This is a genomic window from Mycobacterium sp., assembly GCF_052144515.1.
GTDB lineage: Bacteria > Actinomycetota > Actinomycetes > Mycobacteriales > Mycobacteriaceae > Mycobacterium.
In genome coordinates, this window is the sequence record NZ_JBKQQD010000518.1 from 1 (window position 1) to 15,762 (window position 15,762).

At 64.5% G+C, this 15,762-nt stretch carries 18 protein-coding genes; 9 read left to right on the forward strand and 9 right to left on the reverse strand.

Features of this window, described 5'->3' with window-relative positions; all coding sequences use genetic code 11:
- The 3 genes from ACLP9N_RS35055 to ACLP9N_RS35065 all read left to right on the forward strand — a co-directional run.
- Nucleotides 1–743: NAD(P)-dependent oxidoreductase (locus ACLP9N_RS35055; protein ID WP_442411702.1), on the forward strand; the 743-nt coding region annotated here is incomplete at its 5' end.
- A gap of 252 nt (nt 744–995) precedes the next feature.
- A complete protein-coding gene (locus ACLP9N_RS35060) occupies nt 996–2,198 on the forward strand; it encodes a cytochrome P450 (protein WP_442411703.1) in 1,203 nt (400 codons plus the stop codon).
- Nucleotides 2,195–2,386: a ferredoxin gene (locus tag ACLP9N_RS35065; protein WP_442411704.1), complete on the forward strand. Its 192-nt coding sequence runs from the start codon at nt 2,195–2,197 to the stop codon at nt 2,384–2,386. Before ACLP9N_RS35060 ends, ACLP9N_RS35065 begins: the two co-directional genes overlap by 4 nt.
- A gap of 327 nt (nt 2,387–2,713) precedes the next feature.
- Here the strand turns inward: ACLP9N_RS35065 and ACLP9N_RS35070 are convergent, their stop codons facing one another.
- From ACLP9N_RS35070 to ACLP9N_RS35110, 9 genes are all read right to left on the reverse strand, one after another.
- Entirely contained in the window at nt 2,714–3,007 is a 294-nt protein-coding gene (locus tag ACLP9N_RS35070; protein ID WP_442411705.1) for a DUF1330 domain-containing protein, read from the reverse strand.
- Nucleotides 3,008–3,037: 30 nt separating this feature from the next.
- Nucleotides 3,038–3,226, reverse strand: a complete 189-nt coding sequence (locus ACLP9N_RS35075; RefSeq protein WP_442411706.1) for a ferredoxin — start codon at nt 3,224–3,226, stop codon at nt 3,038–3,040.
- Nucleotides 3,223–4,506: a cytochrome P450 gene (locus ACLP9N_RS35080; RefSeq protein ID WP_442411707.1), complete on the reverse strand. Its 1,284-nt coding sequence runs from the start codon at nt 4,504–4,506 to the stop codon at nt 3,223–3,225. Before ACLP9N_RS35080 ends, ACLP9N_RS35075 begins: the two co-directional genes overlap by 4 nt.
- 119 nt (nt 4,507–4,625) lie before the next feature.
- A complete protein-coding gene (locus tag ACLP9N_RS35085; RefSeq protein ID WP_442411746.1) occupies nt 4,626–5,156 on the reverse strand; it encodes a hypothetical protein in 531 nt (176 codons plus the stop codon).
- Nucleotides 5,157–5,170: 14 nt separating this feature from the next.
- Nucleotides 5,171–5,776 carry a TetR/AcrR family transcriptional regulator gene (locus ACLP9N_RS35090; protein WP_442411708.1) on the reverse strand — a complete coding sequence of 202 codons (606 nt, stop codon included), beginning with the start codon at nt 5,774–5,776 and terminating at the stop codon, nt 5,171–5,173.
- 106 nt (nt 5,777–5,882) lie between these two features.
- Nucleotides 5,883–7,028: a thiolase family protein gene (locus ACLP9N_RS35095; RefSeq protein WP_442411709.1), complete on the reverse strand. Its 1,146-nt coding sequence runs from the start codon at nt 7,026–7,028 to the stop codon at nt 5,883–5,885.
- A 4-nt stretch (nt 7,029–7,032) separates the two neighbouring features.
- Nucleotides 7,033–7,845: an enoyl-CoA hydratase/isomerase family protein gene (locus tag ACLP9N_RS35100; protein ID WP_442411710.1), complete on the reverse strand. Its 813-nt coding sequence runs from the start codon at nt 7,843–7,845 to the stop codon at nt 7,033–7,035.
- Between the two features lie 31 nt (nt 7,846–7,876).
- Nucleotides 7,877–9,043, reverse strand: coding sequence for an acyl-CoA dehydrogenase family protein (locus ACLP9N_RS35105; protein ID WP_442411747.1), 1,167 nt, complete (start codon nt 9,041–9,043; stop codon nt 7,877–7,879).
- A gap of 107 nt (nt 9,044–9,150) precedes the next feature.
- On the reverse strand, nt 9,151–10,449 hold the full coding sequence (locus ACLP9N_RS35110) for an amidohydrolase family protein (RefSeq protein ID WP_442411711.1): 1,299 nt from the start codon (nt 10,447–10,449) through the stop codon (nt 9,151–9,153).
- Between the two features lie 424 nt (nt 10,450–10,873).
- Between ACLP9N_RS35110 and ACLP9N_RS35115 the strand changes: the two genes are divergently transcribed.
- The 6 genes from ACLP9N_RS35115 to ACLP9N_RS35140 are packed head-to-tail and all read left to right on the forward strand — an operon-like array spanning nt 10,874 to nt 15,760.
- Complete coding sequence (locus tag ACLP9N_RS35115) at nt 10,874–11,434, forward strand: carboxymuconolactone decarboxylase family protein (RefSeq protein WP_442411712.1); 561 nt, start codon at nt 10,874–10,876, stop codon at nt 11,432–11,434.
- A gap of 14 nt (nt 11,435–11,448) precedes the next feature.
- Nucleotides 11,449–12,729: an aromatic ring-hydroxylating oxygenase subunit alpha gene (locus ACLP9N_RS35120; protein WP_442411713.1), complete on the forward strand. Its 1,281-nt coding sequence runs from the start codon at nt 11,449–11,451 to the stop codon at nt 12,727–12,729.
- Nucleotides 12,713–13,036: a hypothetical protein gene (locus tag ACLP9N_RS35125; protein WP_442411714.1), complete on the forward strand. Its 324-nt coding sequence runs from the start codon at nt 12,713–12,715 to the stop codon at nt 13,034–13,036. Before ACLP9N_RS35120 ends, ACLP9N_RS35125 begins: the two co-directional genes overlap by 17 nt.
- Before the next feature lie 3 nt (nt 13,037–13,039).
- The gene (locus tag ACLP9N_RS35130; RefSeq protein ID WP_442411715.1) at nt 13,040–14,254 is read left to right on the forward strand and encodes a metal-dependent hydrolase family protein; all 1,215 of its coding nucleotides are present in this window, start codon (nt 13,040–13,042) and stop codon (nt 14,252–14,254) included.
- Nucleotides 14,238–14,657, forward strand: coding sequence for a nuclear transport factor 2 family protein (locus ACLP9N_RS35135; protein ID WP_442411716.1), 420 nt, complete (start codon nt 14,238–14,240; stop codon nt 14,655–14,657). Before ACLP9N_RS35130 ends, ACLP9N_RS35135 begins: the two co-directional genes overlap by 17 nt.
- Nucleotides 14,654–15,760: an acyl-CoA dehydrogenase family protein gene (locus ACLP9N_RS35140; RefSeq protein WP_442411717.1), complete on the forward strand. Its 1,107-nt coding sequence runs from the start codon at nt 14,654–14,656 to the stop codon at nt 15,758–15,760. Before ACLP9N_RS35135 ends, ACLP9N_RS35140 begins: the two co-directional genes overlap by 4 nt.
- Nucleotides 15,761–15,762 lie beyond the last annotated feature (2 nt).

A 15,762-nucleotide genomic window follows, 5' to 3' on the forward strand; every position in this document is an offset into this window, starting at 1 on the left:
CGACAACTCTCTGGGCGCGCCGACCCGACACCCTCGAGCCGTTCGCCGACACGGCGGCGAAGGTCGCCAAGTCCCCGGCCGAACTGGGCGCCGCCAGTGATCTGGTCTGCCTGTGCGTCGTCGGCGACGCCGACATCGATGAGATCACCGGCGGCGAGCACGGTCTGCTGGCGGGGCTCAAGCCCGGCAGCGTGATCGCGGTGCACAGCACGGTGCATCCCGACACCTGTAGAGAGCTCGCGAAGAACGCGGGCGCCCAAGGGGTTTCGGTCATCGACGCGCCGGTGAGCGGCGGTGGTCCGGCGGCGGCCGACGGTCGTCTGCTAGTGATGGTTGGCGGTGATGCCGATGTTGTCGAGCGCTGCCGTCCGGTCTTTGCCACCTATGCCGATCCGGTCGTCCATCTCGGCGAGCTGGGCTCCGGGCAAACCACCAAGCTGCTCAACAACCTGCTGTTCACCGCAAACCTGGGAACGGCGGCCGCGGCCCTTTCGCTGGGCAAATCCCTCGGCGTCGCGCCCGACCGTCTCAGCGAGGTCGTTTCCCGCAGCAGCGGAAACAGCTTCGCGCTCAACGTGATCGGCGGCGACGAAGGCCTGGGGCGAATGGCCGAGCTTGCGGGAACACTGCTGCGCAAGGATGTCCGGCTGGTCGCCGCCCTCGCCGCCCACGCCGAAACCCGCGGCGGTGCCGTACTCGATGCGGCCGACGCCGCGCTGGCACAGATGGGCTATCTCCGATGAAGGCCCTGCGAGTCGGGTTCATCGGACCTGGGCGGATGGGGTCGCCGATGGCGGCCTTCTTACGGCGGAGGGACTCGGCAGCGACCTGGAGGTGCTGGACGGAGCCATCGACGTCATCGGCGTGGCGGGGAAGGTCTGAAATGAGGCGCTTCCCCCCTATTCGGTGCGCCACGGAACCACTACCGTTAGCATTACAGTCCAGCCTTCCGCTGTAACGATTTCAGCCCGCAACTCGTCAGCCAGGAGTATGTAATGACCAAATCGAAGATCGTTTTCGATCCGTTCTCCCAAGAATTCTGGAACGGCGCCTGGGACACGTACCGGCGAATGCAGGAGGAAGCGCCGGTCTACTACAACGAGCAGTACGACTTCTATGCGCTGACTCGTCACGCCGATGTGGCCGCGGGGCTCAAGGATTTCGAAACGTATTCATCGGCCTACGGCATCGACCTGTCGATGGTGCGCTCCGGGCAACGGCCGCCGCAGTCAATCATCTTCATGGATCCCCCCGACCATCGCCACATGCGCAGCCTGCTCAACAAGGTCTTCACACCGCGCGCCATCCAGTCTCAGCGGGAGATGGTCATCGAGAAGATCGACAAGTACCTCGGCAAGGTCGACCCCGATGGATTCGACGCCGTGCAGGACTTCTCCGGCCCGTTCCCGGTCGAGGTGATCACGACGATGCTGGGGGTGCCGGAGGAGCACGCGCAGCAGGTCCGCCACTGGATCGACGTGTCGTTGACTCGCGAGCCCGGGCAGGTCGAAGTCGGCGAGGAGGGCATGCTGGCCAACATCAACACCGCGATGTTGTACTACGAGCTGGTCAAGCAACGCCGCGAGGAGCCGCGCGATGACCTGTTCAGTAAGATGATCGACGCCGAGATCGAACGCGAAGACGGCGAAATGACGAATCTGGACGACATCGAAATCTCAGGTTTTGCAACATTATTGGGCGGCGCCGGCGCCGAGACCGTCACCAAACTGGTCGGCAATGCGCCGGTGGTGTTCGGCCGCAATCCCGAGCAGTGGCAGAAGTTGCTCGACGACCGCAGCAAGATTCCGGCCGCGGTCGAAGAACTCCTGCGCTATGAGGCGCCGTCGCAATATCAGGTTCGCCGGTCGATGAAAGACGTCCACCTGCACGGCGTCACGATTCCGGCCGGAAAGCCGGTGTTCCTCATCAACGGAGCGGCCAACCGCGATCCCGAGGCCTGGACCGATCCCGACAAATTCGACGTCGATCGCGACCGGACCGAAGCGCAGAACATGGGATTCGGCTACGGAATTCACAGCTGCCTTGGTGCAGCGCTGGCCCGCATGGAAAGCGCGATCGCCCTGGAGAAGCTGCTGGACTTCATGCCTCGCTTCGAGGTGGATTGGGCGGGCTGCAAACGCGTGCAGATGCAAAACGTGATGGGCTGGCAGAACGTACCGGTGAAGGTGCTGCGATGAGAATCGAAGTCGATTGGGATCTCTGCGAAAGCAATGGGGTGTGCATGGGCATCATCCCGGAGGTCTTCCAGCTCGGGGATGACGACATGCTGACCGTCCTGCAGCCAGAAGTGACGCCGGAGAATGAATCCCTAGTGCGCGAGGCCGTGCGTCAATGCCCCCGGCAGGCGATCTCGATCGAGGAGTAACACCGCTTCAACCCGTATCAGCCGGGTGGGCCGTCCGGTCCCTGCTTCCCGTTGGTGCCCAATGGCCCGGCGAACCCTGGGTCACCCCCTTCCCACCGGGCCCGCCCTGCGTGGTCGCGGGTACGCCGGCCCCACCGGCGCCTCCGGCGCCACCGTTCCTGCCGTTACCGATGAAGCTGGCGGTGGCGCCGTCACCGCCCTCACCGACCGTCCCACCGGTGGCCGGGGGGCTGGAGGCCAAGTTGGCGCCACCGGCGCCGCCGTTTTATCGCCATCCAGCAGCCGTCAACTTTGGTGGATTAACGCTCGGCTATTGACCTCGGGAAGTCAGAAGCCGGAGAGGATGACCGCGTTGCAGTCGGCTGCCGCCTGCCGCAGTTTCGCCGCCTTTTGGTAGCCCTCGGACTCGTACCACGCGCGGGCCGCATCCACCGATTCGAATTCCAGCACAACGGTCTGATCGCCGTGCCAACTGCCTTCGAGTACTTTGGGGGCGGTATCCACGGCGAGGATGTTGGCACCGCTCATCGCTGATCCCGCCGCTTGGGCGTAGGCCTTCATGCTCTCCGGATCTTTGATGGCCTCGGTCAGGATGACATATCCTTTTGGCCCCTTGGTCATTCAAGACTCCTTGCTTTCCAGCTTATTTCATCAGGTCTCGCTGATGGCCTGCTCGGGACAGCATTGGATGGCCTCGTGGGTATCGGCCTCCAATTCCGTTGGCACATCGGAGTCTATGGCTACCGCGTATCCGTCGTCGGTCAGGCTGAACACATCGGCGCAGAGCGTGACGCAGACGCCATGACCGCGACAACGCGAATCATCAACCCAGACTTTCATGCCGGCGTGAACTCCAGGTGCAATTCGGTCAGGCCGCGCAGGATGTAGGTCGGAACATATTGGTAGCGACGGTCATTCGCCAGACCGTGGATGCGCTCGTTGACCCTGATGTCAGACGTCCGGTCGAGCAGCCGCTCGATCGCCACCCGCGTCTCGGCGCGCGCCAGCGGCGCGCCTGGGCAGCTGTGGATCCCGCGTCCGAACGAGATGTGCTGGCGCGCGTTTTTGCGGACCGGATCGAATGTGGTGGGGTCTTCGAACCGGCGCGGATCACGGTTGGCGGCCGCCTGCACGACCATCACGGTGGTGCCCGCGGGCAGGTCTACGCCACCGATATTGACGGGCACCCGGTTCATCCGGAAGTCGCCCTTGACCGGGCTCTCGATGCGCAGCGCCTCTTCGATGAAGTTGGGGATCAGGCTGCGGTCCTTACGCAATTGCGCCTGGATGTCCGGGCGCTCCCCGATGGTCTGCAGCGCCGCGCCCAGCAGCCGCACGGTGGTCTCCTGGCCCGCCGAGAAGACGTTGCTGGCGACGCGGGCCACGTCTTCGACCTCGGGAATCGAGCCGTCGGGGTAGGTGGCGGTCGCGAGGCCAGTCAGCACGTCGTCGCGGGGCTCGTTGCGACGGTCGGCGACATAGTCAGAGAACAGACCGTAGAGGAATTCCAGCGGGCTGTGCGCCAGCGCTTCCTTGCCGGTGCCCCCGATGCCGCCACCCGAGTGCTGGCGGATGCCCTTGACGAACTTGTCGCGATCTTCCATGGGCACACCCAGCAGGTCGGCGATGACCAGCAGCGTGAAGGGGCTGGCGAAGCCCTTGATGAACTCGCCCTCGCCGGACGCCAAGAAATCGTCGAGCACCCGGTCGGCGAGCACCCACATGGCGTCCTCGTTCTCCTTGAGGCGCTTGGGGGTGATCAGCCGCATCAGCAGGGCGCGGTGGTTCGTGTGTGTCGGCGGGTCGAGGGTGGGCAGCTGGTCGCTGAACGGCAGCTCGTCGCGATGCTGCTCGATCAGGTCGGTGATGTCAGAATTCCCCAGACCCTCGAGGGATACCGGAAAGCCGGGGAATGGACCCGTCACCGAAATGCACGACGACCATGTCTCAGCGTCGTTCAGCACGGCGCAGGCCTCGTCCCAGCCGGTCACCATGGTCACGCCGTGGTGGTCTTCCCGGGTGACGGGGCACTGCTGGCGCAGAGCCTCGTAATAGGGGTAGGGGTTCTCGACGAGACGGCTGTCGCGGAAGAAATCCATCTCGGCGAAGTCGTTCGTCATCGATTGCTCCGTTCGAATCTCGGTTAGTGAGAACGCGCCTCTCAGAAGCGAGTATTACATTTCCATAGGACGTGTGAGGCGTCAACGGCCCGCGCCTGGCGCAGATCGCGGACAGCGATTCAGCTGGCGGAAACGAGGTCGGCGGCCACCGAAGGGCAGGTGAGCAGCCCACTTCGGAAGGTTTCGGTGTGACCGATCGAGCTCGGCGGGGCCTCCGCGATATTCATCGCCGCGGCCAGCGCCTGCGCCTTGAAGGTCCGGGCGGCCATGCTCAGCCGATGGTGCACCCCACCAACGCTGTCATCGAGCTCGGCGGGCCAAGTCTCCCCCCACAGCGTGACCTCGGTGACGCCTTGATCCAAGGCTTGCAGCACGCCCTGCCGGATTCGCTCGTCGCAACCAAAGAGGTCCGCCGCCACCGCAACGGCCTGAGGATTCGGACGAGTTCCAACCGTAGCCAGCGCGTATTCGAGGTCGAGTGCCTGAGCACCCAGGATCTGCAGTGGGCGATCGTCAGACTGGTCACCCCCGTGGTCGGCGACCAGGACGGTGACATCCCAGCCGGCCATCGCTCGGTCGAAGAGCCAACCGCCGGCGAAGCGCACCACGTCGGCCACGCTGGCAGCGACGACGTCGAGCCGGTACCTCATGTCTTGCAGGTCTTTCACCTCGTCGTCGGCGGCGCGAAGTCCCGCGCCAGAGCCTCGGCGTACTCCTTGAACACCTCGGTCAGGGGTATCGACGGATCGAGCAACCATATTGTTTCCATTCCGTGGACGAACGCGAGAATTTCGACCGCTTTGACGGCGGGGTTCAGGTCCGTGCGGTACTGCCCAGCTGCCTGACCGCGGCGGATGGCCTCGGCGACGATGTCGATCGCATCCCGGTGCCTGGCCAACAGGCGATCGTGCAACGGAGCATCCGGAAGGATGTTCTCCGCCAGCAGCACGGTGAACGTGCCGATCAGTTCGGGAGATCGGGCGAAGCGGTCGGCGACTTGAGCGATCTCGCCGAAGAGATCGCCGCCCCGGTCGGCGTGGGTCTCGTCGTCGAAGTCACGCGCGTCGAGCACCGCGTGCAGTAACTGCTCCTTGGATTCGAAGTGATGCAGCAATCCCGCCGGAGTCACCCCGGCTTCGCCGGCGATCTGGGCCAGCGTGGTGTTGCGCCAGCCGTTTCGCGTCAGGAGCCGCTGCGCAACTTCGAGGATCCGCTGCTTGCGGTCCTCGCCCTTGGCGAGCAGCGCGTCATACGGCCGTGCGGCAGGCACCGGACTCCCTCGAAGCGGTCGGGCAAAACCAACTAACTGAACACACAGTAGGTTGGTTTGCCGGCCGTGGCAAGGGGTCCGGTCGCCACGCGGATTGATGCGCGGGTCAGGTGACGAGTTCGACCAAGGTGGCGTTGGCGGTGCCGCCGCCTTCGCACATGGTCTGCAGCCCGTAACGAATGCCGTTGTCGCGCATGTGATGGGCCATCCGCGTCATCAGCACCGCGCCGGAAGCACCCAGCGGGTGGCCCAGCGCGATTGCGCCGCCGAGCGGGTTGACCCGGTCCGGGTCGGCACCGGTCTCAGCAATCCAGGCCAGCGGCACCGGCGCGAAGGCTTCGTTCACCTCGAAGACGCCGATTTCGGATAACGGGACACCGGCCTTGGTGAGCACCTTCTCGGTCGCCGGGATCGGTCCGGTGAGCATGAGCACCGGATCCGCGCCGGTGACCGCGCCGGCCCGATAGCGCACCAGCGGCGTCAGCCCGAGCTGCAACGCCATCTCCGACGTGGTCACCAACATCGCGGCTGCCCCGTCGGAGATTTGCGAGGAGTTGCCCGCGTGGATCACCCCGTCCTCGGCGAACGCCGGCTTCAGCCCCGCCAGCTTCTCGACGCTGGTTCCGCGCCGTACACCCTCGTCGGCGACGACCACCTCTTCATCGGTGAACACCGGGACGATCTGGTCGGTGAAGGCGCCGCGGTCCTGGGCCGCGGCAGCCCGCTCGTGCGACAACGCGGAGAATTCGTCGAGCTGGGTCCGCGAGAAACCCCACTTCTTGGCGATCATCTCCGCCGACAGCCCCTGGTTGAAGGAGAAATCGTCATAGCGGGCAAGGACTTTCGGACCGTAGGGCATCCCCGTCGCCCGGGCCGCACCGAGCGGCACGCGACTCATGACTTCAACGCCGCCGGCCACGACGACATCTTGCTGGCCCGACATCACCGCCTGTACCGCGAAGTCGAGGGCTTGCTGACTGGAGCCGCACGCCCGGTTGACGGTGGTCCCCGGGATGCTTTCGGGCCAGCCGGCAGCCAGGACCGCGTAGCGGCCGATGTTGCTGGACTGGTCGCCGACCTGGGAGACGCAGCCCCAGATCACGTCGTCGACGACCTCCAGATCGACACCGGTGCGTTCCGCCAGTTCGTTCAGGACGACGGCGGACAGGTCGGCGGCGTGCATGCCGGACAGCCCGCCGTTTCGCTTCCCGACCGGCGTCCGCACCGCCTCGACGATGACTGTTTCTCGCATATGTCTACTCCGACTGCTCCGAATCGCTGGATTTTGATAACGCCCACCGACCAGTAAACGACGGCTCCCGCCGCTGCGCGAAGGCGGCATAGGCGGCTTGGGCATCTGCGGTCGCGAAATTGCCGACCTGTGCGCGGGCCTCGTTGGCCAGCGCGTCGCGCATAGTACGGTCGGCACCCTCGTTCAGCAGCGCCTTGCTCTGAGCGAGCGCGACGGGCGGACCCGCTGCCAACCGGTCGGTGAGGTTGTCGACGAAGGCGTCGATCTCCGCCGCCGACATCACCCACGTCACCAGATTCAGTGCGCGGGCTTCGGTGGCGTCGATCGTTTCGGCCAGCAGTGTGAGCCGCTTAGCCTGTTGCAAGCCAACGAGTTTCGGCAGCAGCCAGGAGCCGCCGAGGTCGATCGACAGCCCCCGTTTGGAAAAGATCTGGGAGAACGTGGATTCGGGCGTCGCGACCACCAAATCGCAACCCAGCGCCAAGTTCCAGCCGGCGCCGACGGCGACCCCGGTGACTTTGGCAACCGTCGGAATCGGAAGCTCGTGCAACGCCAGCGCCACGTCGGTCAGGCGCTGCAGCTTGTATTTCGGATGAATATCCTCGGGGACCGAGATGTCGGCACCCGAGCAAAAGCTCCCGCTGGCGCCGGTGATCACGAGTGCGCGCACGCCGCCGTCGCGACCGGCGGCGTTGAGCGCGTCGCGCAACGCGATCCACAGCTCCGGGTTGATCGCGTTCTTGCGGTGCGGACGGTTGAGGGTCAGCGTCCGCACTCCATCGCGGTCATCCGACAGCAGCACGGGCGCGTCGGTCACGGTCGGCGAAGGCCGAACAGCGGACCGGCCATCAATAGCTCCTCGGCAATTTCAGGACGTTGGCTCCCAGGAAATTCAGGATCATCTCCTGGCTGACCGGTGCGATCTTCATCAGCCGGGCCTCACGGAAATAGCGCGTGATGTGGTATTCCTCCGCGTAACCCATGCCGCCGTGTGTTTGCAATGCCCGATCGGCGGCAGTGAAGCCGGCGTCGGCGCACAGGTATTTTGCGGTATTCGCCTCGCGGCCACAGGATTTCCCGTTGTCGTACAGCCACGTGGCCTTGCGCAATATCAGCTCGGCGGCGTCCAGCCGGGCCAGCGAATCCGCCAGCGGAAACTGGATGCCCTGGTTCATCCCGATCGGCCGGCCGAACACCTCGCGCTCGTTTCCATACTTCACGGCTTTTTCCAGCGCCACCCGGCCGATGCCCAGCGCCTCGGCGGCGATCAGCATCCGCTCCGGGTTCAGGCCATCCAGGATGTACTGAAAACCCTTGCCCTCCTCGCCAACTCGATCTTCGGCGGGGATCTCCAGGTTGTCGATGAACAACTCGTTGGAGCTCACGGCGTTGCGGCCCATCTTGCGGATCGGGCGGATGTCGATGCGGCTGCGGTCGAGATCGGTGAGGAACAGCGTCATCCCGTCGGTCTTCTTGGTCACCTCGTCGTAGCTCCTGGTGCGGGTCAGCAACAGGATCTTGTCGGACTCCATCGCCTTGGAGATCCACACCTTGCGGCCGTTGACGACATAGCGATCACCGTCGCGTTTGGCAAACGTGGTGATCCGCGAGGTGTCAAGTCCGGCACCGGGTTCGGTGACTCCGAAGCAGATGTGCACCTCGCCGGTCGCGACGGAGGGCAACGTGCGGGCCTTGAGTTCGTCGGAGCCGTGCACGACCACCGGTTGCATGCCGAAGATCGACAGGTGAATCGAGCTGGCGGCGTTCATGGCGCCGCCGGATTTGGCGACTTCCTCGAGCAACAGCGTGGCTTCGGTGATGCCGAGGCCGTGGCCACCGTACTCGGTCGGGATCGTCATACCGAGCCAGCCGCCGTCGGCTATGGCCTTATAGAACTCGGCCGGAAACTCGTGCGCCAGGTCCTTTTCCATCCAGTACTGGTCGTCGAACTTCCGCGCCAATTCCGCGACCGACTTGCGGATCAGCTCCTGGTCGTCGGTCAGCTCGAAATTCATTCCACCCACAGGCGGAGCCTTCCTTTCAGCGCGAGCACACGCAAAATCGCATGATCGCCACCCTGAAAATGCGGTTTTGTGTCTGTTCGTCGGGCACCAGCGGCGCCTCAGTCTCTGTTGCCGGTGAGTTCTTTCGCGTTGGCGGCAAAGTCCGCGAACGACGAACCCGCCCTGGTGTCCTTGTGGTGGCTGAGTGCCCGGATGGACACGTCGTGCCCCTCGGCGGCCTTGCGCAGCGCGCCGACGGTTGCCTGCTCCGGCGTCATGTGGGTGAACGGGTCGAACGAGTACCAGCGCATCGCGTTCTGGTAGGTCATCTTCTTGATCTCGTCGTCCGGAACGTTGTTGACCGACAGCACGTCCCACAGCTCTTCGGGTGCGCCCGGCCACATCGAGTCGCTGTGCGGGTAGTCCGCCTCCCAGCAGATGTTGTCGACGCCGATCATGTTGCGCAGCGCCACGCCCACCTTGTCGCTGATGAAGCAGGTCAGGAAGTGGTCACGGAACACGTCGGACGGCAGCTTGTCGCCGAAGTTCTGATGCGTCCACGTGGAGTGCATCTCATAGGTCCGGTCCGCACGCTCGAGGAAGTAGGGGATCCACCCGGTACCACCCTCGGACAACGCGACCTTGAGGTCGGGGTACTCCTTGATCGGCCGCGACCACAGCAGGTCCGCGGCGGCTTGCACGATGTTCATCGGCTGCAGCGTGATCATCACGTCCATCGGCGCGTCGGGCGCGGTGATCGCCAGCCGGCCCGAGGACCCGATGTGGACGTTCATCACGGTGTCGGTGTCACACAACGCCTTCCACAACGGGTTCCAGTACTCGTTGTGGAAGCTTGGGTAGCCCATCGCGGCCGGGTTCTCGGTGAAGGTCAGCGCGTGCACACCCTTCTTCGCGACTCGGCGCACCTCCGCGGCGCACGCCTCGGCATCCCAGATCACCGGTATCGCCATCGGGATGAACCGAGCCGGGTACGCGCCACACCACTCGTCGATGTGCCAGTCGTTGTAGGCCTGCACCAGGGCGACCGAAAAGTCCTGGTCTTCGGTGGCGAACAGCCGGCCGGCAAAGCCCGGGAAAGACGGGAAGCAGATCGACGCCAGGATGCCGCCGGCGTTCATGTCCTTGATTCGCTCGTCGACGTTGTAGCAACCCGGCCGGATCTCATCCAAGCCCTGCGGCTCCAGGCCGTACTCCTCCTTTGGCCGGCCGGCGACCGCGTTGAGCGCCACGTTCGGGATAACCGTGTCGCGGAACTTCCACATGTCTGAGCCGTCGGCGTTGTGCACTAGCCGGGGTGCGTCGTCGATGTACTTCTTCGACAGGTGGTTCTGGAACATGTTCGGAGGCTCGACGGTGTGGTCGTCAACGCTGATCAGGATCATGTCTTCTTTGTTCATAACCGTTCCTTCTCGATCGAAGTCGTCGGGCGCGCTGCTCCCATACAGCCTCGGCGAAACCACCGCCTAGCGCAAAGATCACTATTTTGAAAACTATCTTCTCGCGAAGTGAGAATCAACATCCAGCGTAGCCGCGCGGTATGCGCCCGGTGTTCTCACGTCACGGGACAACCGGGCGAATTGCCCGCCTCCGAGCGGCAGATGTGGGCTAAGAATTCACCTTTTGACTGCCCGCGTCCGGGAGGACCCGGACGCTGTCGCGCGAACGTGGGCACAGCGCACACGAGAGCGGGCCGGAGCCCCGCCCCAGTGGCAGAGAGCTGCGGATCGGTAGGCGCCAGGATTGACCAAAAGACCGAATCATGCAAGTCTATTAGTTGGAAATGAGAATATGATTCTCTTAGACCGAGAGGAACCCAGCGCAATGCGCCTGCCGCCCCTGCCCGCCGAACAGTGGGACGAGGCTGTCCAGCGGTCACTCGCTCCGATGCTGCCCGCGGAGGGCCCGCAGGACGCCAACAACGCGCTTGCCACTTTCGCCCACCACCCGGCGCTGGCCAAGGCGTTTCTCCGATTCAACGTCCACCTCTTGTATTCGTCCACGCTGCCGGATCGCATCCGTGAATTGGCCATCCTGCGGGTCGCGCATCGTCGCGACTGTGAATACGAGTGGACACACCACGTCGAGCTGGCCAAGAACGAGGGGATCAGCGATGACGAGATAGCCGCGGTTCGGCGCTTCGGCGATGGTGTCGCCGAAGACTTCGGGGCGTTCGAGCGCGCGGTGCTCACCGGCGTCGACGAACTCGACGAGAAATCGCAGTTGTCCGACCAGACCTGGGCGGCACTCGGCGAGCGTCTCAACGACCAGCAACGCATGGATTTCGTCTTCACGGTCGGCTGCTACACCCTGCTGGCCATGGCCTTCAACACTTTTGGCGTGCAGCTCGAGAACGCCGCCTCAGCCGGTAACAAGGTCGAATAAGAGAGGTAAGAACGTTGCCCCACTTCCCTAAACCAGCCGCTGGCAGCTGGACGGAAAACTATCCCGAATTGGGCACCGCACCGGTCGATTACACCGACTCCATCGATCCGGCGTTCTTCGAAGCCGAACGCAACGCGATCTTCAAGAAGACGTGGCTCAACGTCGGTCGAGTCGAGCGGCTGCCGCGCACCGGCAGCTACTTCACCAAGGAGCTGCCATCGGCGGGCCCAGGCATGTCGGTAATCGTCGTCAAGACCAAGGACGGGGCGATCAAGGCGTACCACAACGTCTGCCGTCACCGCGGAAACAAGTTGGTGTGGAACGACTATCCCCACGAAGAGACCTCGGGCACCTGCCGGCAGTTCACCTGCAAATACCACGCGTGGCGCTACAGCCTCGACGGCGACCTGACCTTCATCCAGCAGGAGGATGAGTTCTTCGACGTCGACAAGAGCCAGTTCGGGCTGGTTCCGGTGCGCTGCGAGTTGTGGGAAGGGTTCATCTTCATCAACTTCGACGAACACGCCAAGCCGCTCACCGACTACCTCGGACCGCTGGCCAAGGGCATCGAGGGCTATCCCTTCCACGAGATGACCGAGACTTACTCCTACCGGGCCGAGGTCGGCAGCAACTGGAAGCTGTTCATCGATGCGTTCGCCGAGTTCTACCACGCGCCCGTGCTGCACCAGGGGCAGTACACCAAGGAAGAAGCCGCCAAGATCATCAAGTACGGCTTTGAGGCGCTGTACTACGAGCTGGCGAGCCCGCACGGGATGATTTCGACCTGGGGTGGTCAGGCTCCGCCCGCGGACATGTCCATGGTGAAGCCCATGGATCAGGTGCTGCGCAGCGGGCTGTTCGGCCCGTGGGACAAACCGGAGGTCATAGAGAAACTCGATCAGCTGCCGCCGGGCGTCAACCCGAAGAGGGTGCCGCAGTGGGGCATCGACTCGTGGCATTTCTACCCGAACTTCATGCTGTTGATCTGGGAACCCGGCTGGTTTCTGACCTATCACTACTGGCCGACGGCCGTCGACAAGCACATCTTCGAGTGCACGCTGTATTTCGTTCCGCCGCGCAATGCCCGGGAACGCTTGGCCCACGAATTGGCGGCGGTGACGTTCAAGGAGTACGCCCTTCAGGACGCCAACACCCTGGAGGCGACCCAGACCATGATCGGCACCAAGGTCGTCAAAGACTTCCCGCTGTGCGATCAGGAAATCCTGCTCCGCCATCTGCACAAGGTGACCGGCGACTACGTGAAGGAGTACCAGAACAATGGCGCTACCGTCTGAATTCGCTGACCTGGAGCCCTTTTTGGATTGGGACCTGGCCACCGAACCCGAGCGCTACGCCAAGCGGCTGGCCTCGACGATGACCGAGATGCAGGCGTTCTACGACGTCGCCTTCCCGCGCCTGAACGATGTGATCGCCTACTGCGACAAGTACCCCCTGGACGACCTGCCCGAGGACGCGCGAACCCTTATGCACCTGATGCAGTCACTGGTCATGGTGTCGTTTCCGATAGAAGCGTGGAAGCAGCCGCGTGTTCCCGACAGCGGCGCCGCCTGGGTCGAGCTGACCAGGGAGCCGGTGATCTAGAAGGTGTTGACGCTCAAGGCCTCCGGGCTCCTCGACGTCGACACCGGCGAGATCGTCTCGCCCGGCATCCTGCGCGTCGACGGCGACCGGATCGTCGGAGTGGGTGGCGACGTCGAGGGAGAGCTGATCGACCTCGGCGACCACATTCTGCTGCCCGGTCTGATGGACATGGAGGTCAACCTGCTGATGGGCGGGCGGGGCGAGAAGCCCGGGCTCTCCCAGGTCCAGGACGACCCCCCGACGCGGGTGTTGCGCGCGGTCGGCAACGCCCGCCGCACGCTGCGCGCCGGATTCACCACGGTGCGCAATCTCGGGCTGTTCGTCAAAACCGGCGGCTATCTGCTCGACGTGGCGCTGAGCAAGGCCATCGACGCGGGCTGGATCGACGGGCCGCGGGTGGTGCCGGCCGGGCATGCGATCACCCCGACCGGCGGGCATCTGGATCCGACGATGTTCGCGGCGTTCGCCCCGCACGCTTTAGAGCTGACGGTCGAAGAAGGCATCGCCAACGGGATCGACGAGATCCGCAAGGCGGTGCGCTACCAGATCAAGCACGGCGCCGAGCTGATCAAGGTCTGCTGCTCGGGCGGGGTGATGTCGTTGACGGGACCACCCGGTGCGCAACACTATTCGGACGAAGAGCTGTGCGCGATCGTCGACGAGGCACACCGGCGCGGGCTGCGCGTCGCCGCACACACGCATGGCGCCGAAGCGGTCAAGCACGCGGTCGCGGCCGGTATCGACTGCATCGAACACGGCTTCCTGATCGACGACGACGCGATCGCGATGATGGTCGAGCACGGCACATTCCTGGTGAGCACCCGCCGCCTGGCCGAGGGGATGGACGTCTCGCACGCTCCGCCCGAGCTGCAGGCCAAGGCCGCCGAGATGTTCCCGAAGTCACGCACCTCGATCCTGGCCGCCTACAAAGCCGGGGTGAAGATCGCGGTAGGCACCGACGCGCCGGCGATACCGCACGGCAAGAACGCCGACGAGCTTGTCACCCTTGTGGATTGGGGCCTGCCGCCGTTGGCGGTGCTGCAGGCCGCCACGTTGACGGCCGCCGAGCTGATCAACGCCGAAGATCGAGGCCGGCTCGCGCCGGGCTTGCTCGCCGATATCATCGCGGTGCCGGGAAACCCGTTGGAAGACATCACCGTCACGCAGAACGTCGGCTTCGTCATGAAAGGCGGCAAGGTTTATGCCAACAAGAACTGAGGACCTGGTCGAGATTCAGCAGCTGCTCGCCCGCTACGCCGTCACCATCACCCAAGAGGACATCGACGGGCTGGTCAAGGTCTTCACGCCCGACGGCACCTACAGTGCGTTCGGTGACACCTACACCCTGGACAGGTTCCCCGACCTGGTGGCTGCCGCGCCAAAGGGCTTGTTTCTCACCGGAACAGCAGTGGTGGAGTTGGACGGCGACTCGGCGAGCGGGACACAACCGCTGTGCTTCATCGACCACGCCACCCACGACATGCGGATCGGCTACTACCGCGACACCTACCTGCGCACCGCCGACGGCTGGCGGCTCAAGACCCGGGCCATGACGTTCATTCGCCGCAGCGGCGTGCACGACTCGGGGCGCCCGCACGCCATCGGCCGTCCCACCCCGTGAATGTCGAGGAGTTCCGGAGCGGTCTGCGCGCGTGGCTCGACGAGCACGACCTGACCCCCGGATCCGACCACTCGCTGCAGGGCCATATGCAGCAATTCGCCCGGGTCAGCCGGGCGCTCTACGACGCAGATTGGATGCGATACGGCTGGCCCGTCGAAGTCGGCGGATTAGGTGGTCCCGCACTGCTTCGCGCGATCGTCGGCGAGGAAGTGGTCGGCCGGCGCCTCGCCGAACCCGGGCCGTACTCGATGCTCGAAGTGCTCGCGCCCACCATGATCGATTACGCCCCAACCGAACTCGCCGCCGAGATGGTGCCGCGGCTGCTCAGCGGCCGCGAGCAGTGGTGTCAGGGCTTCTCCGAGCCGGGCTCGGGCAGCGACCTGGCTTCGTTGACCACCCGCGCCACCCAGCAGGGGGACAACTGGATCGTCAACGGGCAGAAGGTGTGGACCAGCTTCGCGCAGTTCTCCACGCGATGCGTGCTGCTAACCCGCACCGCACCCGGCTACGATGGGATCACCGCCTTCTTCGTCGACCTGGACACCCCGGGCATCACCATCCGGCCGCTGCGCACCATGCACGGCGTCGACGAATTCTGCGAGGTCTACTTCGACGACGTGGTCATCCCGGCGAGCCGGATGCTCGGCAAGCCGGGCGACGGCTGGCAGCTCGCGATGGACCTGCTGCCCTATGAGCGCTCCAGCTGCTTTTGGCAGCGGATCGCCTACCTCTACGCCCGATTCGACGAGCTGATCAAAGAGACTGCCGGCAATTCCACGTTCGACGGCCACGACGAATACGAGTTGGGCGCGGCCTATCTCGGCCTGCACACGTTGCGCTGCCGCTCGCGGATCACTCAGCACCGGTTGCGCGACGGTGCCCGGCTCGGACCCGACACTTCCATCGACAAGGTGCTACTCGCCAGCGCCGAGCAACGGCTCTACGACACCGTCCGCGACCTGCTGCCCGGAACCCTCGAACTTGAGGACACGCCGTGGCGCTCCGAGTACTTGTATTCGCGCGCGGCGACCATCTACGGCGGCACGGCCGAGATTCAGCGCAACATCATCGCCCGCCGGCTGCTTGACCTCGGGAAGGAGTGAGC

Coding starts and splice junctions, on each gene's coding strand:
- ACLP9N_RS35095 (WP_442411709.1), bottom strand. CDS start 7,028: ATGCGAGAAACAGTCATCGTCGAGGCGGTGCGGACGCCGGTCGGGAAG.
- ACLP9N_RS35115 (WP_442411712.1), top strand. CDS start 10,874: ATGCGCCTGCCGCCCCTGCCCGCCGAACAGTGGGACGAGGCTGTCCAG.
- ACLP9N_RS35110 (WP_442411711.1), bottom strand. CDS start 10,449: ATGAACAAAGAAGACATGATCCTGATCAGCGTTGACGACCACACCGTC.
- ACLP9N_RS35135 (WP_442411716.1), top strand. CDS start 14,238: ATGCCAACAAGAACTGAGGACCTGGTCGAGATTCAGCAGCTGCTCGCC.
- ACLP9N_RS35125 (WP_442411714.1), top strand. CDS start 12,713: ATGGCGCTACCGTCTGAATTCGCTGACCTGGAGCCCTTTTTGGATTGG.
- ACLP9N_RS35075 (WP_442411706.1), bottom strand. CDS start 3,226: ATGAAAGTCTGGGTTGATGATTCGCGTTGTCGCGGTCATGGCGTCTGC.
- ACLP9N_RS35060 (WP_442411703.1), top strand. CDS start 996: ATGACCAAATCGAAGATCGTTTTCGATCCGTTCTCCCAAGAATTCTGG.
- ACLP9N_RS35070 (WP_442411705.1), bottom strand. CDS start 3,007: ATGACCAAGGGGCCAAAAGGATATGTCATCCTGACCGAGGCCATCAAA.
- ACLP9N_RS35080 (WP_442411707.1), bottom strand. CDS start 4,506: ATGACGAACGACTTCGCCGAGATGGATTTCTTCCGCGACAGCCGTCTC.
- ACLP9N_RS35105 (WP_442411747.1), bottom strand. CDS start 9,043: ATGAATTTCGAGCTGACCGACGACCAGGAGCTGATCCGCAAGTCGGTC.
- ACLP9N_RS35085 (WP_442411746.1), bottom strand. CDS start 5,156: ATGAGGTACCGGCTCGACGTCGTCGCTGCCAGCGTGGCCGACGTGGTG.
- ACLP9N_RS35065 (WP_442411704.1), top strand. CDS start 2,195: ATGAGAATCGAAGTCGATTGGGATCTCTGCGAAAGCAATGGGGTGTGC.